Origin of the sequence: Bradyrhizobium sp. CCGB20 (assembly GCF_024199855.1) — a bacterium.
Taxonomy (GTDB): Bacteria; Pseudomonadota; Alphaproteobacteria; order Rhizobiales; family Xanthobacteraceae; genus Bradyrhizobium.
Genome location: NZ_JANADN010000001.1, coordinates 1,486,052 through 1,509,824 on the forward strand (window position 1 = coordinate 1,486,052; position 23,773 = coordinate 1,509,824).

18 protein-coding genes and 3 pseudogenes are annotated in these 23,773 nt (G+C 58.8%); 8 read left to right on the plus strand and 13 right to left on the minus strand.

Going from position 1 to position 23,773, the window contains the following annotated elements; all coding sequences use genetic code 11:
- Window positions 1–908 precede the first annotated feature (908 nt).
- Together NLM15_RS06935 and NLM15_RS06940 are read left to right on the plus strand one after the other, a co-directional pair.
- The gene (locus NLM15_RS06935; RefSeq protein WP_254116275.1) at window positions 909–1,232 is read left to right on the plus strand and encodes a hypothetical protein; all 324 of its coding nucleotides are present in this window, start codon (window positions 909–911) and stop codon (window positions 1,230–1,232) included.
- Window positions 1,233–1,530: 298 nt separating this feature from the next.
- Window positions 1,531–1,815, plus strand: a complete 285-nt coding sequence (locus NLM15_RS06940; RefSeq protein WP_254116276.1) for a DUF3892 domain-containing protein — start codon at window positions 1,531–1,533, stop codon at window positions 1,813–1,815.
- A 764-nt stretch (window positions 1,816–2,579) separates the two neighbouring features.
- On the opposite strand, the gene NLM15_RS06945 is transcribed toward NLM15_RS06940, so the two are convergent.
- Entirely contained in the window at window positions 2,580–2,783 is a 204-nt protein-coding gene (locus NLM15_RS06945) for a cold-shock protein (RefSeq protein WP_254116277.1), read from the minus strand.
- 557 nt (window positions 2,784–3,340) lie between these two features.
- On the minus strand, window positions 3,341–3,754 hold the full coding sequence (locus NLM15_RS06950; protein ID WP_254116278.1) for a hypothetical protein: 414 nt from the start codon (window positions 3,752–3,754) through the stop codon (window positions 3,341–3,343).
- A gap of 1,670 nt (window positions 3,755–5,424) precedes the next feature.
- Between NLM15_RS06950 and NLM15_RS06955 the strand changes: the two genes are divergently transcribed.
- Window positions 5,425–5,931 carry a hypothetical protein gene (locus tag NLM15_RS06955; protein WP_254116279.1) on the plus strand — a complete coding sequence of 169 codons (507 nt, stop codon included), beginning with the start codon at window positions 5,425–5,427 and terminating at the stop codon, window positions 5,929–5,931.
- 340 nt (window positions 5,932–6,271) lie between these two features.
- Here NLM15_RS06955 and NLM15_RS06960 read toward each other — a convergent pair whose 3' ends face one another.
- The 6 genes and pseudogenes from NLM15_RS06960 to NLM15_RS06985 all read right to left on the minus strand — a co-directional run bounded on the left by NLM15_RS06960 (window position 6,272) and on the right by NLM15_RS06985 (window position 12,029).
- Window positions 6,272–6,664, minus strand: coding sequence for a hypothetical protein (locus tag NLM15_RS06960; protein ID WP_254116280.1), 393 nt, complete (start codon window positions 6,662–6,664; stop codon window positions 6,272–6,274).
- Window positions 6,665–7,591: 927 nt separating this feature from the next.
- Window positions 7,592–8,413 (minus strand): condensation domain-containing protein, encoded by an 822-nt coding sequence (locus tag NLM15_RS06965; RefSeq protein WP_254116281.1) that lies wholly within the window; start codon window positions 8,411–8,413, stop codon window positions 7,592–7,594.
- 164 nt (window positions 8,414–8,577) lie between these two features.
- Window positions 8,578–9,459: an MFS transporter gene (locus tag NLM15_RS06970; protein WP_254116282.1), complete on the minus strand. Its 882-nt coding sequence runs from the start codon at window positions 9,457–9,459 to the stop codon at window positions 8,578–8,580.
- Window positions 9,460–9,927: 468 nt separating this feature from the next.
- Window positions 9,928–10,976, minus strand: a pseudogene (locus tag NLM15_RS06975) (tyrosine-type recombinase/integrase); the annotation flags it as partial.
- A 359-nt stretch (window positions 10,977–11,335) separates the two neighbouring features.
- On the minus strand, window positions 11,336–11,518 hold the full coding sequence (locus tag NLM15_RS06980) for a hypothetical protein (RefSeq protein WP_254116283.1): 183 nt from the start codon (window positions 11,516–11,518) through the stop codon (window positions 11,336–11,338).
- Window positions 11,519–11,717: 199 nt separating this feature from the next.
- The gene (locus tag NLM15_RS06985; protein ID WP_254116284.1) at window positions 11,718–12,029 is read right to left on the minus strand and encodes a hypothetical protein; all 312 of its coding nucleotides are present in this window, start codon (window positions 12,027–12,029) and stop codon (window positions 11,718–11,720) included.
- Window positions 12,030–13,060: 1,031 nt separating this feature from the next.
- On the opposite strand from NLM15_RS06985, the gene NLM15_RS06990 reads away from it, so the two are divergent.
- On the plus strand, window positions 13,061–13,240 hold the full coding sequence (locus tag NLM15_RS06990; protein ID WP_254116285.1) for a hypothetical protein: 180 nt from the start codon (window positions 13,061–13,063) through the stop codon (window positions 13,238–13,240).
- A gap of 1,302 nt (window positions 13,241–14,542) precedes the next feature.
- On the opposite strand, the gene NLM15_RS06995 is transcribed toward NLM15_RS06990, so the two are convergent.
- Window positions 14,543–15,073, minus strand: a complete 531-nt coding sequence (locus NLM15_RS06995; RefSeq protein ID WP_254116286.1) for a DUF1269 domain-containing protein — start codon at window positions 15,071–15,073, stop codon at window positions 14,543–14,545.
- 694 nt (window positions 15,074–15,767) lie between these two features.
- Here NLM15_RS06995 and NLM15_RS07000 point away from each other — a divergent pair.
- From NLM15_RS07000 to NLM15_RS07010, 4 genes and pseudogenes are all read left to right on the plus strand, one after another.
- Window positions 15,768–16,538, plus strand: coding sequence for an outer membrane protein (locus tag NLM15_RS07000; RefSeq protein ID WP_254116287.1), 771 nt, complete (start codon window positions 15,768–15,770; stop codon window positions 16,536–16,538).
- 287 nt (window positions 16,539–16,825) lie between these two features.
- A complete protein-coding gene (locus NLM15_RS43875; protein WP_375166927.1) occupies window positions 16,826–17,221 on the plus strand; it encodes a hypothetical protein in 396 nt (131 codons plus the stop codon).
- Between the two features lie 111 nt (window positions 17,222–17,332).
- The gene (locus NLM15_RS43880; protein ID WP_375166813.1) at window positions 17,333–17,620 is read left to right on the plus strand and encodes a hypothetical protein; all 288 of its coding nucleotides are present in this window, start codon (window positions 17,333–17,335) and stop codon (window positions 17,618–17,620) included.
- Between the two features lie 164 nt (window positions 17,621–17,784).
- Window positions 17,785–19,229 (plus strand): annotated as a pseudogene (locus NLM15_RS07010) (GntP family permease).
- Between the two features lie 504 nt (window positions 19,230–19,733).
- Here NLM15_RS07010 and NLM15_RS07015 read toward each other — a convergent pair.
- The 4 genes and pseudogenes from NLM15_RS07015 to NLM15_RS07030 all read right to left on the minus strand — a co-directional run.
- A pseudogene (locus tag NLM15_RS07015) lies at window positions 19,734–20,053 on the minus strand (IS5/IS1182 family transposase); the annotation flags it as partial.
- 1,496 nt (window positions 20,054–21,549) lie between these two features.
- A complete protein-coding gene (locus NLM15_RS07020; RefSeq protein WP_254116288.1) occupies window positions 21,550–21,900 on the minus strand; it encodes a hypothetical protein in 351 nt (116 codons plus the stop codon).
- A gap of 93 nt (window positions 21,901–21,993) precedes the next feature.
- Window positions 21,994–22,347 carry a hypothetical protein gene (locus tag NLM15_RS07025; protein ID WP_254116289.1) on the minus strand — a complete coding sequence of 118 codons (354 nt, stop codon included), beginning with the start codon at window positions 22,345–22,347 and terminating at the stop codon, window positions 21,994–21,996.
- 1,153 nt (window positions 22,348–23,500) lie between these two features.
- Window positions 23,501–23,650: a hypothetical protein gene (locus NLM15_RS07030; protein ID WP_254116290.1), complete on the minus strand. Its 150-nt coding sequence runs from the start codon at window positions 23,648–23,650 to the stop codon at window positions 23,501–23,503.
- Window positions 23,651–23,773: the final 123 nt, after the last annotated feature.

Below are 23,773 nucleotides of genomic sequence, written 5' to 3' on the forward strand. Positions count from 1 at the left end.
GAAGGCGTGCTGGTCTAAGAGTGCTTCAGCAGCCCCGAGCACCTTGTCGAGGCGCTGCGCAAGGCGTTGTCGCTCCCTCTCGTCTTCCTTCCCAATCTGCTTGTCGTAGGGCAGTCGGAGCATGGCAGCTCTCAGGGCACTGAGGTCTGCTGACACGGAAGACTCTCCGGCCAACCAAGCCAACGAAGTGCCAACCTCGAAACCGTCATCAGTGCCCGCGTGGACCAGCTGCTCTCTCTGAGCACCTCTAACGCCGTCACCTCGGTCGCACGGGCCAATCGCGTCTCATGAGGTATGTGGCCAATCAGGAATGTAAGATCATTGAGCTTGACTTGGCTATGCTCGACGACATTGGCCAAAGCCTCATCCACAATGTTGAGAAGCCGCTTTCCACCTCGTCAATGAGTAAGCCTCGCCCATCGCTCGGCTTTAACACCAGACAAGGTTTCTTCGCTCTGGTGTAGGCCTCGTGGGTGATGACCACGATATCGCTATCAAACGGTGTGAACCGCCATTCCAGGGTTCGCAATTATTGCGAACCCTCGGGCTCAGACCGCTTCACAAAAGAGACGGCCAAAGCGCCTCGCGACGGAAGCAGTGCGAGCGCGACTCGGCGCCGGGAAACATGCGAAAAGCCGACGCTGTCCCTATCGCGCCCGCACTGCCATTGAAATTAGCAGCAACGTGACTCGACGCTTGGGGCGTCGCAAGCACGCAAGCGCCGTCACTATCACGCGCCGCTAACTTCAGGGGCCGGCCCTGCCGTCTGCCTGGCAAAGCTGCTGACCGCACGCCCGCGCGGATGGCAGTCCGTGGGCGCGCCCTACAAGTTGTATCGACGAATGGTCTCCATTGCACCCACCAAACCCGGTAGGTGTCGATCTCATGTGGCCTGGTGCAAATGCGCCATGGCGACTGAGTTAGATTCGATTTTTGATGTGATTGAGCATCACCGCGAGCTATCCGCGCAATACGATGCCGCTGCATCCATATCTGCAAAACTTGTCGAAGGACCCGAATTTGACGCCGCCGAGGCAATCAGCGAGGAGCGGCTGTTGGCTCTCGACCAGTACGGAGACGTGCTCATCAACTCCAAACCGACAACGCTTGCTGGCGTCATCGCGCTGAGCCGCTACGTCGCAAGCCTACCGGCTTGGCTGCTGTCGGATGAATGGCATCAACCGTTTCTAAGGACGCTAGCGGACGCGCTGGACAAAGACGCCACGCCATAAAGTGGACGGCTCGACGTAGCGCATGCACCGACGCTAGCCCGTTACACTGTGACAATCAGGAAAAAAGAGCGCGTATACCACGCGCCGCAAACTTTGGGTGGTCAGCCACGCTAACGGCGGCACGTCTTGGATTAGCAAGACTGCCCACCTCACTCCCCGGGAGGCTCGATTCGCTGAGGTGCTAACAATTTGTATCGTGCAGAAGTCAGCGCAAGCACCTACCTAGATGGTGGCCGCCTAGTCCAGCCGTCGTGGACTAGGCTGGTCCTCGGCCTTTTGCCAAATTCAGGAGACGTGAATGACCAAACGCGAACGCAGTCGCTACGTCAACAAGACGGACAGAAAGAACCCTCACGAAAGAATCTCACATGTTGGCGGCGGAAACCCCGACGGAACGCCGTGGAAGCGATCCATCGATCAGGCTATCCGAGACATCGAGAACAACGAGTGGGAGTTCTATGTCGAAGAAAACGGCCGCAGAGTTGATGTCGTCTGGGCCACGCACGACGGGTACAAGTATATCAAGACGGCGGCGGACGACATTCATCCAAACAATCTTCTATTGCTCGCTGAGTGTCCGTGACACCGCGACTGACCGCAGCTCAGCCAACGAGGCTGACGATTTGATGGGCGAGCTAAACGAACGTTTCGAGGTCCAAATGATCCGCGACATTGTTGCTGCCGCTCTCGCCGTCTTGGCTGTCAGGCTACTGATCGCAAACTACCTGGCACGACGAGGAGACGCCTTGCATTGCGTCCGGGAGCGCTAAGTTTCCACATGCCTCCGCCAAACAGACGCAGCCTGCCGAACCCACTGGACTTCACACTCGTCAAAAACGAGATGGTGAAAGGGCAACGGATCATCGCGAACGCAGCGGCGGGTCCCAAAATGGTCGGCCGACATGGCGTTGTTCTCGGATCTGGCGGAACACGCAACCGCCTTCGTGTTCTGCTTGACGGATCAAAGTATGAGATAACGCTACACGCGCGTTTTGTGGATGTGCTGAACGAGAACGAGCCATCCGCTTGACCGCTACAGTCTCGCGTCCGCCGCGCGGTTAAATCCGGAAAATGCGCGCGGGGTCAAATACGGGCTCCGACCAAAGCCTAAAGCCGCACGAGACAACCAAGGGGCCGAACGATGACTACGCTGGACGTGGCAGAGACACCATGAACAATAGCCATAGGGAACTGTTCGCGATTAGCGCTACCGTCATTGTGGCGGCGGGCGCCTTTTTCGCCATTCGGTTTCTAGCGGGTTTCACGGCTAGATCGACGGGGGTTTTGCACCCCCGCATTTTCTCAGGTGCGCCGCGCTTTTGCTGCGGCCTTTTCGTTAAACGCGGATCAACCGATGCGTAGATTTTCGGCCGAGTCTTTTCCGCAATTGTTCACGACGTCGAAGCTAACCTTGGCTCCCTCTGCGAGCGAGGTGAAGCCGGCTTTCTCAACTGCCGAGATGTGAACAAAGACGTCCTTGCCGCCCGAATCCGGTTGAATGAACCCGTAGCCCTTCGCCGGGTTGCACCACTTCACTGTCCCCATAGCCACTTTAACTTCTCCATTTTTCAAAAACCAAAGCTAGTGCGCGAATTTCGCCGAAAGAAAGGCTGGCAGGCGGGCGTCGCGGCCGTGGTGATGCACGTGACGGTTTAGGTATTCCCTGCCGGGTCGATCGGTCCAGCCGATAGTGTTGATGTGAATCGTTGTGGTCGCCGCGCTGGCACGCTTGCGCACCCGCCCGGGGGTGTCTGTTGAACAGGCCCGGCGGCCTGATGGCGGTCGCCGGCCTGTAGTTCGCGTTTACCCTACCGCTAAAGCCTAATTTCCCGCTTCGATTGCGCCATACGGCGGCTCGGCTACGCTGTCATAGCCGGATGAGTTGCCCTGTCCGGTTCAGCATGGCGGAGCCGACGCGCCATCATATTCGGCGCGTCGGCTTCGTTTTCCCCATGGGAGATCAGCGGTGTGGCCCTACGGAATCGTGGCGCTATGCGTTGCGCTCGTGATCGTCGGAGCTTTTGCACTCCTTTTTCTCAGCTTCGATTTTCCGGACGAGCCCAAGGCCTAAGTTTGTAGCGAGGCGCGCATCGCTTCCGGCGATCTAATTAGCCGAAGAGGCTGGTGACGTCGGTTGTGCCGGAGACCGTTCCGGGGAAGAACGTAGCCAATGCGCCGGTACCGGCGGTGCCGGAACATTGCGCGATAGCGTGCCGCTGTCCGGTGACGGTAAACCCACCTAACGCGAAGGTCATGCTCGGGCATTCGCAGTAGCCGAACCGACGCGCTGTGAACGTTGCCCCGCTGTACGTGACATTCGCACCAAAGGTGAAGGTCGAACTGCCGGTGGTGAGCTTTGCCGCGCCATCCCCAACGAGGAAGAGTCCGATCCCGCCAGTCAGCACCTTGTGATTTATCCTGGCACAAGTCAGCTGTCCGCCCCTGTTCGCATAGATCCGGAAAGTCGCGGTCGATCCGTTGTACTCCACGTTCTCGAGGGTGACGCTCGTTGCCGACGACATGGCAACATCCTGAGCCGTCGACGACTGTACACGAGCGCCTGAGACCGTGAACCTTCCACCGACTGCGGTCGTAGGAAGGGCCGCGCCAGCCGTACTTATGACGACGCTCGACGGGCTGGCGTTGTTACCTTGGAAAGTGACCGTTCCAGAATCCAGATAGCTTTTCAGGACGATCGCGGCATATGTGCCGTTCGCAACGTTAACGACAGATAGGTGTGCCCCTTGACATTATTGCGTTCGACGTGCGGCGGCAACTTGCGCGGCGTCACGTCCACCCTCATTCATTGCGGCAAGCTCATCCGATTGATCGCCCATATGTGGCAATGCATCTGCGGCCGCGTCCAGCTCACGAACCTACCAGGCGCGGCGTCGATCGCTAAGGATCCGAGGAGGCGGCATCTGGTCGACCATCTCGTCGAAAGTATTCGGCAGCAGCCTCGCGGTTGATGAAACGCGGCGCCAGCGATGGCGGAAGGGCGCTCTATCGTGGCAAAGTCTGTGGATCCGTAGGAGCCGATCGAGCACCTAACAGCTCGTACGCGTCGGGTGACGTCAGTGACGGCGCCCTGTGTGAATGAATGCACGCCGCGCGACACAGCTCGAAGGTCTCCATCTGGGCGCCCGGCCGGCCAAGCCACAGCGCGGTCGTGGTTCCGAAAATTCGCAAACCGAGGCCCAGATGAAGTTCGGGGAAATGGTTTTCGCAACTACCCGTTGGCCGATGTCATCGGTGGTTCTCGCTGGCTGATCAAAACCGTAGCCCGTGCAAGACGGACAGCCGGGGGGTGATCACGCGCGAGAACGTCCAACGCTTTTGGGCTCACGCCTTGGACAGCGCGTTCGCCCCGGCCCTTGTGGCCAATGATCTTTGCAGGTGTGTTGATGGGCACGAGAATTCGATATGTGAAACGTTCCTGTCGCGTGCATCGATAACCAGTCTTGGTAGGTGGATCAGCCGCAAAGTGTGGCATGTTGCTATCGGAGTCACCCATGTATCGCCGCTCAGTCATGAAAATCCTTCGGTCCGATAACGACATCTAGAACATATCAACCGAGAGGCGCTCGTAGAAATCACCGGGCTGGGGCGCTTGTTTGTAAGGCCCCGCGCGTTGTTGAGATCGCGCGACCTGCGCAACTCCGCGCTCTGGCCCTGGAACAGAAGTTGAATTGTCGGCTACTTCCAACAGGAACCGACTCAAAAGAGAGATTAATCCGTCTCGCAGATCGGGTTGATAGACGTAAGGACAAGTCGATTCTTTATCTTACCCAACTTGGTCCAGACAAACTCGTTGCTGCCGTCAAATGCGGTTCGATTGTTAGAGGTCCACCTCGCCGAGCCAAGCGATCACGATCGGCCCGGCGGATGCGCCGTTCATAACGGGGGCGGTACGTTTGTGATCTTTAGCCCAGCTCATTGGCTTCAGGCTGAGGTGCCCGCGCTAACTTGCGTAACCCGCGCGTAAGGTAGCTAGTTTGTTTTCGGGCGGTGGTTCACCCCGTGGTCGAAGGATTCTCTGGTCAAACTTTCCATAGCAGCTGGCACTTGCGGGTCTATCGGTCGGATCACCCCTGAATGGGAGTGACGGGCGCCCAAGCCTCAAATGAGCTTGAATCGGTCGTGGCGTCAAGTTGTACACGACTCCGGAGGCATATCCACGAAGTGTAGACAAATGAAGAATCCCTCTCTCGGTGTTATACTATGTTTCGTTTTGATTTTGCTTGGCCTGAATGGGATTGCGCTCGCGGATTCAACGCGGCGCTACGATTGCACGATAGACGGAACCGATCGAGAGCCGATAGGCGATCGGAATGGGCACATTATTGTCAGCCTTCAATACACCTGTCGCGTCGCGGACGGTCTGTTGAAGGACGCGAGAATTTCGGGACTGTCGGTCAGCGAATGGGACAGTGAGAATGGAAAGTACTTGGCTTCTCTTGACGTTCATCGCGCGCGCGACGGATTTGCGATTGGCCAACTTTTGGAGGGGGGCGCCTCCTCTGTCATAGAGGACAACAGGGCTGGCATCGCAGCTTCCGGCAAGACGGTATTCAAGTTCGCATCCGGCTCGTTGACGGCTCTCTCAGGAAGGACCGTGAACTTTACGACCAAGCCCCTCGGTTCTCGTCGATTCGAGATGGAGTTCACAGATTGGCCTGAAGCTACTCAACCGAAATGACTCCCGACGCCGATCACCTCATTTCCGTCCCCTTTAACCGTGTTCCTTGCGATATTGCCTTGCTCGAATGCCGGAATGTGCCGTAAAACGTGCTTCCCACACGAAGGACACAGACTATGTCGGAAGTCTTATGGCGACATGATGGGATGCATTCTGGCCGGTTCATCGTCGGCGGCATCGGATCGGTCCGAAGCGCCGGTTCTCGATCCTGAGACTTTTGCGTGAAGGGTTGCGGCCAGGCGCTTGGAAGGCACCGCCCTTATCTAGTACTTGCATTGGGGCTGCATGAATTTTGCTTTCCTGCCGTTGCATCGTAGATCTTCGCATAACAACTGAAATTCTAGCCACCGACTTCTATGTAGGTTTCGACGCCATGGGCTTGTGGGTCGGCGATGACCCTTTTCAGATTCTGGAAATCGACTTTCGGATCTCTGGTCTCCCTGGAGACAGTCTTGGTTGTGCCATCGCTGGTACAGGTATAACCAAAAAGTCTCGTGCAGGTCAGATCGTTCGATGTGTATTTGGTCAAACTGGGCTGCACGAATGTCAGCACGAGGCTGTTGAAGTTTGTCTGCTCGTGCTCGATCTTTTCGCGGAGCTCTTCGAGATTCTCCAGGCTCGCGTAGCTCTGCACCGGAAAATTGTGGGCTCTGCCAGCCCATTTCCTGCCAGGAAAAATGCAAGTGTGGTCGACAACAAAGCCAGGCGGCAATGTTGTGCTGCCGCTAGACATTCTATTTCCTTTCGACAAGATCAGCGCTGTCCCGCTTTCAAACGTCGAAACCCGCCATTATGGCAAGCTTATGCACCTCTTCAGCTTCGGCAGAGAAATGCTCGACGCAACTGTTGGCGAGGAAGAAGCTTTCCCGAAACGCTCGCATTGGCGCTCGTAGGGGGCGAGATGCTGGTCGGAGTACGAGTGTTGCTTTAGATGCTGGAGTCCGCTGCCGATGCTATCACAGGTCGCTCGATACTGGCGATGTTATAGCATAATCGAACACCGCAACGACGTTCGTCGTGGCTAAGCGCTTGGGCGGGCGTTCCGATCGCAGCGGCGCTGACGATGGACCCCTGACGACCGCCTGACGGCGCGACAAAATTGTCGGATGTTTTGCGCAACTGCGAAGTCAGTCTTTCACCACGACTAGCCGCGGCAATGCGCCGTTGATCCGATTGATCAGCGTAGCGACTTCAGCGAAATAGCGGTCTACCGCGCTGCGGGCGGTCGTGCCGGGGGGATGGAAGCTCAGAAAGATTCCTTCATGTGACCGGCTGATCCACACGTATACGTCGTTCGGCTCGGCGCTGTGGCTTATAAAAAATCTTGTCCGCCAGCGCGCCCAGCAATCCACCCAGAGACCTTTCGATCATCCATATAGGACACCATGAAAGGATCGCGGAGTGTCGCCCCCACAATTCCATCGCCATGGGGAACGGCACCTGAGCGGTTGCTTTGCCCGCTTCAGTTCGAGCCTGACCAAGCGCAGTACTTCTGGGACGCTTCGGACAACGGGACGCTTACCGGACTCATCCCGACATACCACTCAATCTAGTTCTTCCTGCGCAGTTCGTTGCGCGTATGGAAAGGAGGGGACGGTGTGAAAATCCTCGCGTTCGCCCAGCGCTTTCCCTTCCGAAGCGAAACACGCAAACATGCCAGTTATGGCATTTCCGCATTGGGCACGACACGCTCAATCGACCTCCGCGCGGTCTCCGCGTCAAAGTGCCATGTCCGGCTGGTGAGCTGGAGGGCTCCACCCACCGCGTCGAGTGGCACTGGGAAATCGGGCAGCTCACCGCCGTTGGCCGCAATCAGCTCACGCCAGTGCCCGATTGCCGGATGCTCATCGGTCAGATTGGTCACGCGGGCGCGCTTGGACACCGCGTAGTCCAGATAGCTGTGCGCCAGGGCCAGTCGCGGGACTGCACCCTGGATTGCTGCGGCATAGAACTCCTTGATTTCGAAGGGGACCGAAGCCATCGAGAAGGCGTCTGTGACTGAATGGTCGGAGGCGAGCACGGCAGTGGTGGATCCCGGTCTTCTGATTGTCACGAATAGGTAAGCAGGCGAGCGCAGCGGATTTGTCTCCGTATCGAACAGCTCTTCTACTATCCGGGTGAGTTCGCCCGAATCGGCGTAGTCACCGAGTTCGATCAGGTCGAGCGTGGCCACGCCTCGGTCGGCGGTGGCCAGATGGATCGTCGAGCCATGCTTGACGAAGCGACAGCGTAGTGCCTCGTGCCGGTATACCCAACCAAAGATCGCCCTGCTCAGAGCTTTCGTGTCGATCTCGCCTGACCATTCAAAAGCGACGCCCAGCCAGGCGGGCCGTCCGTTCCCGAACCAGCAGAGGTGCTCCTTCTGAATGCGGGAGGGGCGACGCGGATCCGCGCGCCACGTTGCGGGGTGGGGCACGTTGGCCCGCCACAACGTCAGGCGGCCCGGCCGTAGCTCGAGGTCGCCAAGCTCGTGGATCTCCATTCGCAGTCCTGTCTGCCAATCCGTGGTGATCAGAGATGCAAGTTGTGCTTGTGGCGTAGGGTGATCGCCAGATCCATGGCACGGAGGCCGCGCCCAGCACGCTGCTTGCCAATAGCGTAGTGCGCAAGCGGATCCGGCGCCGACCGCACCGCCAAGCAGCGCGCCTATCGGTGCAAGTCCCCACACCACGCTTCGGATGCTCGCATTGCCCCGCCCCTGAACGCGGTCCGGGGCCAGCACGTATCGAACGAGGACTTGGTGTACGTTGTAGTCCAAACGACAGCACGAACTGAGAAAGCGCCACGCACACGACTGCCGTCCATCGCGGCTGCGTGAGCAGCGCTGCCAAAGTCAATGCCTGCGGCGCTAAGCGCCAGCGTGACCATCAACACCGGCCCAAGGCCGATCGCGCGGCCGGCCCGGGCTGCGGTGAGCGCACCCATCACGCCACCGAGTGCGCCGATGCTGAGTACTAGGCCTATCGTCCAGCCGTCCAAACTTAGATACTTGGTCAAATAGAGCAGAAAGACAGCAAAGTAAGCGTTGTAGCAGAAGATGAAGCTGCCGGTAGCCAACGTGACAGCACGCAGAATCGGTTTGCCAAACACCGTCGTCAGTCCTTCCGTGATCTGACCGAGTACCGGACCTGATCCAGCGGGCGGGGGCTCAGCCCCGCGCTTTGGCACCAGTGGCAGCAAGGCGGTGGCGAGCACGAAAGAGGCCGAGTCGGCGAGAATCGCGATGGGCGCGGAGAACGCACTGACCAGCCAGCCTGCGAGGAATGGACCGACTGCCACCACGCCAGATCTGCTGAGCTGCCAGGAACTCTGCGCCCTGACGAGTCGAGCCCGACCCACGACCGTCGGCACGCGCGCCAAATAGGCCAGGTCGGCGATGACTGCGGCCGTCCCGACAAGGGTGGTCGCCACATATAGCTGAACCATTTCGAGTTGCCCAAGGCTCGCGAAGATCGGAATCGTTGCGAGCGTTACCGCCATCACCAAATTGGCGGTCAGCAGGATGCATCGGTTTGGGAGGCGGTCCACGATCACCCCGGCGAAAAGGCCGATTATCAGGTACGACGCCTGCCGCAGGCGAGCAGTAGCCCGGTCTGCGCCGGGCCCGCCTCCAGCAGAGTGATTGCCGTCGGTGGTAGCGCCAGCACGGTCACTTCGGATCCCAATTCCGACACCGTACGCCCGACGAGCAGCGCTAAATAGACGCGCGGCAATCCACGAGGTGGGTGGAGGTCTCAGTGGGACTCACGCGTCGATGGCCGGGCTCGAGGCCGACAGATAGCTCAATCGGGCCAATTCACCGCCGGCGATGCGCTCGAACTCCGCGATCTGGCGGGCGTCAAGTCCTGCGTGTGACGGCCAAGCCGACCGGCGTGCAAGGGTTTGCCCGCGGACTCGGCCGCCGGGTGGCCGTAGGGCCGTACGACGCAGGTTAGCCTCATCGACTTCGGACGGGGAAAGGCCTTGCCTCCGACGATCTGGTACGATCCGACACGCGAAGGTCCGGCGCAGGTCGCGGTTCGTCACATAGGGGATCACGCCGCGGTCCCGTTGGCGCCACATGAACAAATAGAACGTGCCGTGGCCGACGGGCCTCGATGGGTCCTTGGCCGAAGGGAAGAACCAGCCGTATTCATTGACGTTGATGGATGAGATCAACTCTGCGGCGAGATTCGGCACCGGAACGGCGTGGGGCGGGTCGTTCTTGGTCGTGGACCAGTCGATGATCTTCTCCTTAGCGTCCCATTGGTCGATGTGGAGGCTCGCGATCTCTTCGACCCGCTGGCCGGTCAGCATGAGAATTCGGACCGCACGGGTATACGGTGGATGGACAGGCGTATCGGGGCTCGCCAGCCAGCGATACAGCTCGACGAACTCGTCCTCGTCGAGCCAGCGCGTGCCCTTGACCTTCGGTTCGGTCGGAATGCCGGTCGCCGGATTGAAGGGGATGCGGAAGCGCCGAGCGGATTGCTGCCGATAATCGTTGTCTGACTTCATGTCCCAGCTGAAGGCGGCGTGTATGTAGGACCGCACATGATCGGCCATCGACTTGGCTCCGCGTTCATAGATCGGGCGGATCAGTTCGATGATTTCCTCTGACTCGATATCGCGGGCGAGGCGGTTGCGTCCGAGCGTGTCGGCGACCTTGTTCAGTCCTTTTTCGGTTTCTTTCCGGGAGGGCTGTCCGCAGCCTTGAGCGAAGCGACATAGCCCTCGAACAGATCGGCCACAGTGCCAGGGGCGCGTGTCGGTCGCGTTTTTGATGCTTCGGCCCTTCTGGATCACGTCAGCGAAGTCGCGCTTGAAGATTTCTCGCGCCTGCGCGAGCGACATTGACGGGTAGGCGCCGAGCTTCTTCTTGGTATGCTTCCCGTCGCGCCACTGCTGCGCCATCCAGTCGACCGTGACGCACTTCGGCAGGGCTTGAGGACCAGGACGAGGCGACCGGTACCGCGCCCTTCGCCGTCGGCAAGGTTTTCTTGCTTCCGGCTCATCTCGATGCGCTTGAGCGCATGTCGGATTGCTGTGTCGGTCAGGCTTGGCATGGCGTTCCTCCGGGTCCCGCAACTGGGATCGGTCGAGGAGAAACGGGGATCGTTTGCTGGCCTGCGATCGACTTGACACAGCCGAATGTCCCGTCAATGCGCTGGCCGAGCGCATAGCCAGCTGTGCCGAGTCATTTGTGCGTCGACTCGTTAATAGAGTCTTCTGCATGGTAGGCTTTGTCCGGCGCCAAGCGTGATCGCTGTCGCCCGGTCGGCACGAGGCGAAGACATGATGGCCCTGCAGGTCCCTCGAAGGCGTCAGTCAGCTTGGTGACAGCTGATGTTACCGGGGACGAAGTCCTAACGGTCGCATGCACAGCAACGCGAGGTGGGAACGCCCCGCGTTCGAACCACCAATCTTATTTGGTTGCTCCGGTGCGGTCGATGACCCAAGCCACCATATGGCCCTTGGCCTGCTCGGCCTGCATGTGCCGGAGGGCCTCAGAGTAGGTTAGCAAGGGCTCCTGCGCCGGGTAGACGGCGCGGTCGGTCGGGGTGGCGAAGTGGTGGCAACACACGCGATAGTCTTTAGCCTCGTGCATCGGATCCTGCTCTCGTCTGAAGTTGCGACGCCATACGCTCGCGCGTTCAAGTACTGCCCTATCACACACAGAATGCGACCTTTAAAAGGCCGCGCGCTTCAACCCCTCCGTCGCTTGGGGGGCTGATCTTTTTTATGATCGGTTGGGACCGGGCAGCGGGTGCTCGCTTATGCTGAGCGTAAGGGTTGGCAAGCGGAGTTCAAGCCAAATCACCGCTCGCCTCGGTCAGCCAGTTCAGCAGCCAGCACCTTCCCGCGATCTCAGCCAACACCGTCACTGCACTCACCTCAGCATTCATCGCCGAGCGAGCCAGTAGACCCACAAATCCCACGATCAGTAGTCCCGCACGCGCAAGCGCAGGCAGCTCGACCAGCAGTTCTAACAGCTTGGGCTTCTCGCTGGGGGCATGCGAACGCAGAGGGCCGACATGAAACGTAACACCTAAGTCTATGTTCGGGAACTGCTCTTGCGAGTACAGATTGGTCGGATTGGTGAAAGTCCCAAACGACATGCCACTGGTTCAACGTTGTTTTCGAATTGCCTGTTGCAAGAACTTGACGGTCTGGTCGAGCGCCTGCCAGTTCACGTCGCCGATGATGGTCTGCTTCTCGTCAGGCGTAGACTGCAACATGAGCAATCTGGGGGGATTGCCCCTGCATTGCACGCGTCTGGCGCGGCTCTCATGCAAACGACAATGCGACGCGGGTACGCGCGACTGCTCAGCTCGCGCGTATTTCGCAGTGGCTTTTTCGGCCTTTGGCTTTTTAGCAAGGGAAGTGGCTTCCCGAGCAGTAAATGACCCGCCGAACGGGGCTTCACTCCCGACGCCCGGTGGCATGGTGACCAACCGATTCTGACAAATGAGTCGGGGGCCCTCTTGGAGATTCGGTGCGACTTGGACCGGCTGCGTGGGGTACGTGAGTTAAAAAGAAAATGACTGAAAGGCGCGTACCATGATTCGGCATCGCTCTGCCTTGGTCTATGGTTGTGTTTGACCCGGTCTGGCCGGTAAGGATAATGATGTCCGTTCGGACGACGGCGCGCTGATCGACAAGGTCAAATCAACTTGGCGAGCGCAGGATGGTGAGATGGCAGAGCAAATCTTCACCAATGTCTCGATGGTAGCCAACTTCGTCCCCACCGGCTGGAAGTTTGGGCCAAAGACTGACACTGGTGAGCTCGTCTTTCCATGAGCCAAACGTCCATCTGATGAAGGAAGTGACTGGGTATGCCGTCACATGGGAGTGGCACACGATGGCACAGTGAAACTTGTGGTTCCGCATGCAAAGCTGGTGGAACTAGGCGGACAGGCGTTCGCACTTGCTGACGAGGTAACAAACAAAAAGGACGTGAACCGTCGCTTCTGTATGATCCCGCTAGCTTCAACTTCGTGACGACCGCGCAAGATGAGTTAAACAATCTTCTGCGGCTTGACGCTGCACTATCGGTGAGCTGCTTGGAGTGTACTATTCGACGAGGTAGACGAGCAGCAAACCGCGAAGGCCACCCTGTGGCGCGTGTAGCGCTCGGTCGACTGCAATATTGCCGAACCTGGTTATCCGCCGTGAGGGGCATCATTTTGACGAGCGCGAAGAGCAGGATTGGAACCACAATCTTCTTGCCACGCTTCTCGACGCGTATGCACCGGGTTCTTGGTTTGAACTTGCAGAGCCGAAAGACCGGAAAGCATTCGAGGTGGCCGAAGAACATTGGCCAAATTAAAAGCAGCAAGCAACCGCGAGCGCGGACCGTCAGCGAAAACGAACAGATTGACGATAGGCTAATACGTGCTATCGCGCGCGCAGAGACGCGAGAGCGTGTCATCCGATTGCTAGACCTTCTTCAGGCGTTCGTCAGAAATGGTCCTCCATGCCCGATACGATCCGCTTCCTGTGTCCGAACAGAGCAAGTGGTGAAGAATCATTTAGAGGCCGATAAAGGGCGAGCACTCCCGCGGCAACAAGGATAAGCCTAACCTCGCGACCAGACTGCCGTCAGCGTCGCTTGCGCCTCTGCAGCGAGCAGGATCGCTCTTTCACACTACTGCCCACTGAAATTGGCAGCGACGTGACCCGACGCTTCGTGGCGGGTCAATGAAGCGCTGTCCCTGCCACGCGCCGCTAACTTGCGGTCAGCCCTGCCGTCCTCCACGCAAAACTGGCCTGCTGGCCGTTAGAACGGTGGGAAAGCCCGGGGCGATGGAGTTGTATCTCAGAAGTCTCTAGGCTTGCACCTCCAAAAATTGATTAGCCTCCTGAACCAACGCCGCGTGAACCGATCACCTCAGCCTTGGCCGCAAAGCGGCTAGAATCTCAAGGGCCGAGCGCGACCGACGCGACTACACTTGGGCAGCCAGCGCGGACGCGACTCGGCGCCGGGAAACATGCGAAAAGTCGACGCTGTCCCTACCGCGCCCGCGCTGCCATTGAACTTAACAACAACGAGACTCGGCGTTCGGGGCGTCGCGAGCACGCAAGCGCTGTCCCTATCACGCGCCGCCAACTTCAGTGGTTAGCTTTACCGTCTCAAATAGCGAAGCTGACCGCCGCGCTGCCCGATGGGTGCATGTCCATCAGAAAGCGCTCAATTCATACAGCTTAGAAACCCTGGAGGTGCCTACCAGGATTGGTCGGCTGACTGATTCGACGCCTGCATGTAAGATAGTGAGCGATTTCGCCCGCGGAGTTCTAATTGCGAGTGCCAGCACGGCAGACCAGGCTCGGCCGCCAGCCATGTCGGCGAAGTGCGGATTGAGCAACGATGGCATTCTTATGCGCATTTGTATGGCTCGCGCATGCGCCGGTGGAAGATGTGCTGCCCCCCCAGATGCACATCATTGCCGAGCCCGTCGCGAACCTCGCTCTCCCGAGCTATCGTGCGTTGCCCAATTGTCAGGTTTGTCAGGGACACGGTGATGTTCGGCCCACACGCTGTAACTTCGGCCGATTATCAATCGTGGCAAGAAATCGGCTGCGGGCGGTTTCGCCTATGCGGTTGGCCGTCCTGCGCAATCGGTAGGATAGTTCAGGATGATGCCGCGCCTTGCGGTTGCTCTCCGGTGAGAGGTTGCGCCGCCTTGGCAAGGGCGTCACGTAGAATATGTTCCTTCGTCTCATCCAGGGACGTCTTCAATACGACACCACCGGCGTCCTTGATCTCCTTCAGAACTTTGTCCGCGGTCATGTTCCTAATTAGAACGAAGAGAGCGGCGTTTCCGGGTTCGAGCGCCGTAGATAATTCCTTCATGAAGGCATCGTCGATGCCAAAATCTGTCAAGGCACCTCCGAGTGCTCCTGACGCTGCCCCTAGCGCGACACCAATGATGGGGTTCAGAAAGATCATCCCGATGAGGAGGCCCCAGAAGCTGCCGGTCGCCGCACCTATAGCCGTTGTGTTCACCAACTGGTTCAGCTTGATGCTGCCTGAGTCCGTCTTGACCGCGATCACCGCGTCGCCAAGGCTGATCAGGTACTCTTTCTGGAGACTGAGAAGTCGCTGACGCACCTTCTCGGCCTTCGCTTCGGTCTGGTATACGATCGCCACAAGATCAGACATGAAACTCTCCTCGACGTTGTCAGCTGACCCGCCCGCGGGCCAGACAGCCGCTCAATATCGGGAATCAGAGGCGAAGCTGCCAACGATTGCATCCGAGCAAACCCTGAGCTGCTGAGGTGAATGTGCGCACCTGCCATCTCCCATTTCTCGAGATCGCACCTCGATCTTGGAGGGTTGAGCAAATTCTGCGTTGGTCTGCGACTACGATTGCCATATGTCCGGCTTCGCTATCAATTCCCAAGGTTGGTAGCTGTGTATTGGATCGCTTGTATGGGCGCTCTTTGGCGTGATCGACCGGACGTGTTCGGTGATGGAATGGCCTGTTCCGCCCCTTCAGCCGATGGAGCAGCAACGATTGTGAGTGTCAGAAGCTTTGGATGTTGTTAGTCTCCTTCATGGCGCATCGCTCTCTTTGAGAGGTTCTGCCAGCTTTCTTACCCGCCTCGATACGCCAACCCAGACTGGCACTCTCCTCTCAAAAGCAAACTCACAGAAATAGTCTGCCTTAGGCTACTGACGTCCTCGGCAGGCAGCATCCGTAACCGGCCTGACATGCACTTCGGCGGAGGGACGATTCGGCAACGCTCGCGAGCTGGTCAACTACCAACCTTAGCAATTGATGGAGAAGGCGGGCACATGGCACTTGGATTCGATGAACCGTCAAAAAGGTCGATTCGAAACAGGGGCAAAAAGAATGAAAGAAGTCCTGCTGGGCACAGTAGCCCTCATCGCGCTGGCTGCCGCAGCCTCTGCCGCTGATATGGCCGTACGGCCCTACGCCAAAGCGCCCCCGATGGTCATTCCGATCTATGATTGGACCGGCTTTTACATCGGCATCAATGGCGGCGGTGGCTCCGCGCATCAATGCTGGGATGCGGTCAACGTCGGCGGTGTCCTCGTCGCTCCGCCCCTTGCGATGGGGTGTCATGATGCGACGGGCGCCACGGTGGGCGGTCACATCGGCTACCGCTGGCAGATTGCAAATTCAGTGTTCGGCATGGAGGCGCAGGGCAACTGGGCCAATTTCAAGGGCTCCAACGCCAACCTCGCTTTCGCAGGCGTCCATGATGAATCCAAGTCTGATGCATTCGGCCTGTTCACCGGCCAGATTGGTTATTCCTGGAACAATGCGCTGCTGTACGTAAAAGGTGGCGCTGCAGTCGTTCGCGACAAATACCGGGTTTTCGTTTTTCCCGAGACGGGGCTAACCATCAACGATGGCAGCGAAACTCGGTGGGGCGGCACGGTAGGGGCGGGCCTTGAATTTGGCTTCGCTCCGAGCTGGTCAGTCGGCGTTGAGTACGACCACCTGTTCATGGGCGATCGGAACGTGGACTTCGTTTCAACTGGAATCGTGGGTGCTCCGGCGGGTACTCTTGCGGGTACCGCCCGTATTGGTCAAGACGTCGATATCGGTTTGGTCCGCGTGAACTACCGCTGGGGTGGCGCACCCGCGAAATATTGATTTTCGTCGATCATAATCTAACAGTGAGGTACAGTCTGCCGACGCGGCGCGAACGACCTCTCTTCAAGCGGGGCTGCACGATTGTGCCACGTCCATTGCTACGGCGCCGCGAGGGTTTATTCCTGGGTTACTTAGCGTGGCGAAGCGACGCGCCTTCGTGGAGGCCAAAATGCCAGAGCCTAAAGGCCGATCTGAAAATCGCCAGCGGAGGGAGAAAGCCTCGGGAGCCAGTCCTTGTGGATTTGGCTCTGCAGGGAGGGGGCTCGCAGGGCGCCTTTACTTGGGGCGTGCTCGATCGCGTTCTTCAGGAGAACTGGCTTCGCATCGTCGGCCTATCCGGCACCTCGGCCGGCGCGATGAACGCAGGCAGTGATGGCATATGGCTATGTCGTGGGGGGAGCGGAAGGCGCGCGGGCCGCCCTCGACGCCTATTGGGAACTCGTCGCGTAAACCGCGCGCTTAAGTCCGTTTCAACGCAGCCCGATCGACGTATGGCTCGGCCGCTGAACGCTCGACTATTCTCCGCTGTTTATCGCAATGGACATGATGTGGCGTCTTTTCTCGTCCCACGATCTCAACTTGGCCGGCGCCAACCGCTCCGTTCCATACTCGAACAGTCGATCGATTTTGAGCGGCTCAAGAAGTCGCCTGTTCGGATCTTCATCACCGCGACCAATGTTTGAACCTGTCGCGGCCGGGTGTTCCGGAATCCCCGAGATCACGCCGGATGTTCTGCTTGCCTCCGCCTGCCCGCCGACTCTGTTCCAGGCGGTTGATATCGACGGGGAAAGGTATTGGAACGGCGGCTACGCCGAAAACCGACGCTGACGCTGCTTGTGCGAGAGCTGGACTCGAACGACACAATCCTAACAATCCTAGTGCCGATCAATCCGATCGAGCGTCCCGGCATGCGCCGGACCGCAGCTGAAATTCTGAATCGCGTCAACGAAGTGTCGTTCAACGCCACCACCCTGAAGGAACTTCGGATGATCGCCCTCCTGAGCAAGGTCGCGAATCTCGATGACAGCGAGGCGCGCGCTGGGGGAGAATGCGCATCCATTTCGTCCGCAATACCATTATGACCATGCTCGGTTATTCCTCCAAGATCAACGCCGAGCGGGCGTTTCTCCAGATGCTACGAGATGAGGGATGGAAAGCGGCGGATGAGTTTCTAGACGTCGATGGAGACAATATTGGCAAACGGTCTTCGGTCGATCTGACATTCTGCTGCGGGGGGGCCTGATCCTTGGGTTTTCTCGGCATTCTGCTGGGTTTGGGCCTCTTGGTGTTATTCGCCTATTGAGGCTCGAGCGTCCTGCTCCTTGCGCCAATCTCAGTGCTCATCGCGGCGTTTTTCTCGGGCGAGCCTCTGCTCGCCAGCTGGACCCAGACCTTCGTGGTCAGCACGATGAGGTTCATCGGGCAGTTCTTCCCATTGTTTCTCCTTGAGCCTCTTTTTGGCAAAGTTATGGAGGACAGCGGCTCGGTCAGCGCGATCGCGGATTTCATGACCGCGAAGCTCGGCGCACAGCGGGCAGTCCTCGCGGTGGTGCTCGCCGGTGCGATTGTAACCTATGGCGGCGTCAGCCTTTTCGTCGCCCTGTTTGTGCTAGCGCCGATGGTCGAGGCCTTGTTCCGTGCCGCCGATATCCCGCGGCGACTAATGCCGGCCGCGATTGCGCTTGGCACGTTCACCTTCACCATGATGGCCCTCCCGGGCACGCCCGCCATCCAGAACGCCATCCCAATGCCCTTCTTTGGCACCACACCCTTCGCCGCGCCTGGGCTCGGCATCATCGCGTCGACGATCATGCTCGGCTTCGGCCTTTGGTGGCTCGCGCGAGCCGAGGCAGGCGCGAGGTTCAGGAAGGAAGGGTTCTCTGGAGACACGATGCTGCCCAAGCAGGGTCTCTCCGATCCCGTGCTGCGCGAGCGCGCCGCCACCGCCGGGAGTTTGATCCTGCCGAGCGCGGACATCTCAGCCTCGAGCCGTCGCCGATTATCCTCGCCGGGCTGCCGCTGGTGCTCGCGATCGTGGTCAATGTAACCATGTTGTTCGTCGTGCTTCCGCGAAGTAGTTTCGATTTCCTTGCCGAGGAACGCTGGGGCGAAACGTCCTTCGCGGCTGTCCGCGGCGTGTGGTCGGTCGCCGTAGCGCTCATCGTCGCTATTCTAGCGACGAGCGTGGTGAACCGATCTCGTCTGCAGAGGCTGCGCGACACACTGGACGCTGGCGCCAATGCCTCGGTGCTGCCCATCCTCAGTGTAGCGAGTCTCGTCGGCTTCGGAGCCGTCATCGCGGCATTGCCGGCTTTTGCGCTGGTGCGTGATTGGGGGCTCTCGATCTGCGGTGGTCCGCTCGTCTCTCTCGCCGTAGCCACGAACATCCTCGCCGCGCTAACCGGCTCGGCGTCTGGCGACCTGACCATCGCGCTCGGCGCGCTCGGCGCGACCTATTTGTCGCGCCCACTTGAACTGAACATCGATCCGGAACTCCTGCATCGCGTCGCCGTGATCAGCGCCGGCACTCTCGACAGTCTTCCCCCTAGTGGGGCGGTGGTCACGTTGCTTTCGGTCTGTGGCACTACACCCAAAGAGAGTTATCGAGACATAATTTTGGTTGCCATCGCAGGCGCTCTGCTCGCGCTGCCGGTCGTCATCCTGTTGGGCTCGATCATTGGGAGTTTCTGAAATGAAACGTGGTCACTTGCACCCGGTCCGGGCCGACCGATCACGTAAGCTGCAAGTAACCGAGTGCAGCCGCTAACCGACATCACTGGTTGCAAAATTTAAGGACGCCTTCGGTCCGACCCGCCAAGCCTCCGGAAACTGAACGGTGTCATGTCGGTGGTCCCGCTGTTCAAATTCATCATGCTCACCTTCTTCGGGTTTTGACCTTAGGCTGCCATTGGGGACGCTCGCTCGCGAATTTCTTCGCCTGGGCTTTGGGCCGAAGATGTTCTTGACGGTAATCGGCATCTTTTCGATCGTGACGATCCTTACCCGCTATCGCGCCGGCACGTTTTGCGATGAGATTAGGCGCGCGCGGGAGTTGTCGCTGCGATCATCGTCGCTGCGTTATATGTTGCAGAATTGCAGCCGGCTGCGTTGGCCCGTCTTCTGCTCGGCGCAAGGATATCGAGTTCTTCAAGCATGCTTTTCCGCACGAGCGCTCGAAGCCGAGCACCCTGGCCATCAGCAGGTCTCCGCGATCAGCTTAGGTAGCTGTACGAGATTATAGGCCACAGCAACGAAGGTAAGTGCCCACCCGACGCGATCACCGCCACGAACCTGATCTTCTCTTGTCAGGCGATCGTCTTCATCCAGCCGAGTGCCTCCTCACTGCGCTTCGGGATGCGCCGGCTGACGGCATAGCCGCCGTGCCGGATTCGTCGTCCGTCAACCGCAGAACTGCGGCCGCTGGTGTCCTGCGCAACGTGCGGCGTCACATTCATCGAGCGCAGCCTGTTGACGAAGTCTTCTGCATCCGCAGGCTTGTCGGCACCCAGCGTCAGTCGCTCCTTCGCGAAACGGCACCAGCGGCCCGCTAAGTGCTGCCCACACCTTATTGGTCTCGGATCGACGCGATCGTCGGCACTATCTTAGGCTGTGCCGGCACCGCCGGGAGACGGCCGTGATGTCGACTTTCCGGTCTTCGGGGTGGCAACGTCGGCGCTACCGTGAGAGGCGGTATGGTGCGATCGATCGTTGGGGCCAATCTGGCCGACACCAGCTTGCTTCGGGCGACCGTCGGGCGAAAGAATGCATGCGCATAAACTGCGAACTGCAGCAATGCAATCGCGGTGAACTCGTCGGCTTTCAGAGGTGCGCCTCATCGGCACGAAGTGTTGGGGTACATTACCTCGACGATCTTGACGAGGCGGGACGAACACTGATCCGCTGAACGCAGAATCCGTTCGTTGCCGACGACCGACTATCGAATCTGGGCATCATATCGAATTCCATCGACTGCGGTTTCGATGCGCGCCAAAACCCCCTGAGATCGAAGTTGCTGATAGAGATAAGGACGCCAGCGTTCTTGTGATTCGGCTTAGTGCAGCCCAATTTGAGGTGCTCATTTCGCGGAGACCCGCCGTTTTGATCTGCTTCGGCACCAGGCGTGCAACAAGGAGAGCGAGCGTCAAGTGGCTTGCATTGATCTGCAGTCAACCTCGCTCAGAATAGTCCGCACTGGTGCGAGAAGCTGAGTTTTTCCGACGAACGAAGCGACGGAAGAAAATGACAAAGTGGGCGATCGGCCCTCCCTGACCGCGGGATGTGTCGGCGCCCATTCTGGCTGCGCCGGAACGGTGATCGCGGCTAGGGACACCCACGCTCGTTCGAGCGTCACCGGATCGCGCAGCTGGGCGACTGTCTCGGTGCGGATGTCCAGCCACTCGAACGATCGACCATGGACCGCGACAAGCTGAGCGGGCCGGAGGGTGGCGAAATGATCTGGACGGAAAACCCTTATCACTCGAATGTTGTCGAGCGAGTTCAAGATGATGCGGTCAAACTGTTCAACTACAGATGTTAAGGGCTTGACAGTTTTAAGCGGGTAGCCGCAAGAGCTCCGTCCGAGCATAGAAACGCTGGAGGACGGAACTTCCGCCAAACTGACTGTGTCGGTTTCTGTCCATAAAGGCTTAGTCGGTGCTATTTGCACGGCAATCTGGCTCTGAAGCAGCTTTGCGCGCAACGCCGCCTATCTGCAGGTACATATGAAGTCTGACGAGCTTGATGCATGTGATCTGATTTTCATAGACCGGCTCGAAGGAATGCTGCGCTTCCTCACCCAGCGAACGTGCGAGATACGCCCCCCGCGAAGTGCGCCGCAGCTCGCGAGGTGACATGCCGCCCTCAACGGCGGCGACCACCCGCCTGGACCGAAACAGATGCCGGCTATGACTGGCGGCTTCCTTCACCAGCAGGAAGCTCGGATCAGAACTGACCTGTTTGGGTATCCCAAACGCTTCTGGTTGGAATCCGCTCTACTGCATGTGCCTGAGCATCAGTCCCTCACCAGGCGCTGCGTGTCAGCTTGGCGGACCAATGCCGCAGAGAGAAAGGCTGAGAGAGCATAGCCGAGGTTCGGAAAAATCATCGTGACTCCATAGCCCAATCTTGCCGCGATGAACCCGCTCGCCGCAAACCCTACCAATGCGAACGCCGCCATTACCGAAGTCAGGAACGTGACATCTGTCCACGCGCTTCCAGGCCGGGTGAGCCCGAGAAACCAGTTCGTGAATGTAACATGCTGGACTGGCAGTGCCGCGAACACGATCCCAACGTTCGCGACGGCGCTCACGCGAGCGCCGACATAGCGATCGAGAATCGAAAGCGCTCCAAAACCGACCGCCATGACTGCGCAGCCCCCCATCAAGCCTCGGCGCGGCGCCATTCGCGAGAGAATCGCGCTGGTCAGCGGCGCGACGAAGGCAGACCGCGCCGCCGATTACGTGGCCTCCCAGCCCAGCAGCGCGGCCCCGAGCGGCCGCTCATTGGAATCGAGGGCTTCCGCTATGTAGCCCAAGGTTGCGATGCGCTGTGTCGCTGCAACGGTTGCGAGCGTGAGCGAAACAAGAAAGATCGCCACGAGATTGGTCTTCGGGTTCAAAAATGCCATCGCTGCCAGCACAGTGGTACTGGCGACTTGGGCCAACAGGATCCATGAGCGCCTCAGCCCGAGATGATTGAGGCTCCAACGATCTACGATCGGGGCCCAAAGGAAGTTAACGCTGAAGGCAGATAATTGCGTACTATACAAGCCGGTCAGTTCTAGGCTGGCGCCGTTGCCTCGAAGGATCACGAGAATGGCCTAACAGATGAGCGCGATTGCCAGATACTGTTGACTAGCCAACGCAACTATCGCGATATGTGACATGTAACGACGTCCCATCAGCCTCTTCCTCCGCAGAAGAATTTGCGCGCGTGCCTCAAGGGCACGGTTCGCAGGCAACAGACCGTTCTAGCGCAGCTGTGCCTTAAGGTGGATATGCAGCGATCGAGAATGTCGAGCATGCGCTGAGGCGCCTCCGTTTCGATCGATTGTTCGAGTATCACCTCGCAACGTCTTCCGTTTGCGCCCCGATCCGCCGTCGTCTCTCAAAAAGCAGGCTTGCCCTGTCCCGAGTCCTTGCGCAGTATAGTTGTTTCGTGCTCAAACTGAGGAGCGGACATGCGCTCTCCCCCTCAGCCGCGTGGAAGCGTCAGTGTTGGATGTTGCGATCACTGAATGAGCTTCCTGCAGGCTGCGATTGGCAGCAACATCGTTGTTCATCGGTGGCCGTAGGGGTTGATCGGAACGTCGATCGTTACGGGGGGTGAGGTCCGAGTGGCAGTTGCTAGTCCCGATCAGGTCGCATTCGAAAGACGCACACTGCGCCTGACCGTCATCATGTAGCAAAGTGACCTGCCAGAAGGATAAGCCTATCGACGACGTGGACATATTGGCAAACCCGGATTGCCGAAGGGCGTCCGGCCGTAACCACTGCCGACCTGCACGTCAGTTGGGTTCTGACCGCCTCCACAACGTGCGGGGGGCTTTACTGCTGGCCCCAAGCCCGCCGAACTGGTTGCGCAGCTTGCAAGGGAGGCAATCGATTTTGCTCGGCAAGAACGCTCGGTCCCATCAAACACTCCGCCGCGCTTTCCCGCTTTCTCAGCCACCGTCAGCTCGCCTCGGTGACGGTGCTAGGGATGAAGCAAGCGGCGTGCCGCTTGGGTCTCGTTAGCTCGCAATTTGGTGCGCGTCGAATAAGGGACATTGGTCTCAAAGCCGACAATCGTGTTGTTTGCGCCGACCGTATACACCACATCGAACCACGCGCAATTGAGAGGCAGAGCGCTAGAATCTGGACGCGCCTAGGGCACCGCCGCTGATAGGCGCATCTCGGGCAGGTTCGTCAGACATGTACTCAGGCTTATGTCCTCATGAGGGCCACCAAATGTCTCTTGGAGTGTCAGCTCACCGAAACCGCTGCTTGCGATCCTCGACGCTGAAGGCGCACGGTGCCGCGGTGGTGGACCTCCTGCATCGCGAGCAAGTCGGTCGACATCTTGCGCCATTGGTTCAGTTTCGACGACTTGAGTTCGACGTAGGCGAGCTGCAAATACAGCGCTGATCTCCAACCGATCGCCTCTTGTAAGGGGAGAATTTACATAGCCGGCGCGACTCAGGACCACTGGCTACCGCTAGCGCCCGTTGGCAGAACTACCAATGCTTGATGTCGATC

Coding starts and splice junctions, on each gene's coding strand:
- NLM15_RS06935 (WP_254116275.1), top strand. CDS start 909: ATGGCGACTGAGTTAGATTCGATTTTTGATGTGATTGAGCATCACCGC.
- NLM15_RS06940 (WP_254116276.1), top strand. CDS start 1,531: ATGACCAAACGCGAACGCAGTCGCTACGTCAACAAGACGGACAGAAAG.
- NLM15_RS06950 (WP_254116278.1), bottom strand. CDS start 3,754: ATGTCGTCGGCAACGAGCGTCACCCTCGAGAACGTGGAGTACAACGGA.
- NLM15_RS06955 (WP_254116279.1), top strand. CDS start 5,425: ATGAAGAATCCCTCTCTCGGTGTTATACTATGTTTCGTTTTGATTTTG.
- NLM15_RS06960 (WP_254116280.1), bottom strand. CDS start 6,664: ATGTCTAGCGGCAGCACAACATTGCCGCCTGGCTTTGTTGTCGACCAC.
- NLM15_RS06965 (WP_254116281.1), bottom strand. CDS start 8,413: ATGGAGATCCACGAGCTTGGCGACCTCGAGCTACGGCCGGGCCGCCTG.
- NLM15_RS06980 (WP_254116283.1), bottom strand. CDS start 11,518: ATGCACGAGGCTAAAGACTATCGCGTGTGTTGCCACCACTTCGCCACC.
- NLM15_RS06985 (WP_254116284.1), bottom strand. CDS start 12,029: ATGTCGTTTGGGACTTTCACCAATCCGACCAATCTGTACTCGCAAGAG.
- NLM15_RS06995 (WP_254116286.1), bottom strand. CDS start 15,073: ATGTCTGATCTTGTGGCGATCGTATACCAGACCGAAGCGAAGGCCGAG.
- NLM15_RS07000 (WP_254116287.1), top strand. CDS start 15,768: ATGAAAGAAGTCCTGCTGGGCACAGTAGCCCTCATCGCGCTGGCTGCC.
- NLM15_RS07020 (WP_254116288.1), bottom strand. CDS start 21,900: ATGGCGGTCGGTTTTGGAGCGCTTTCGATTCTCGATCGCTATGTCGGC.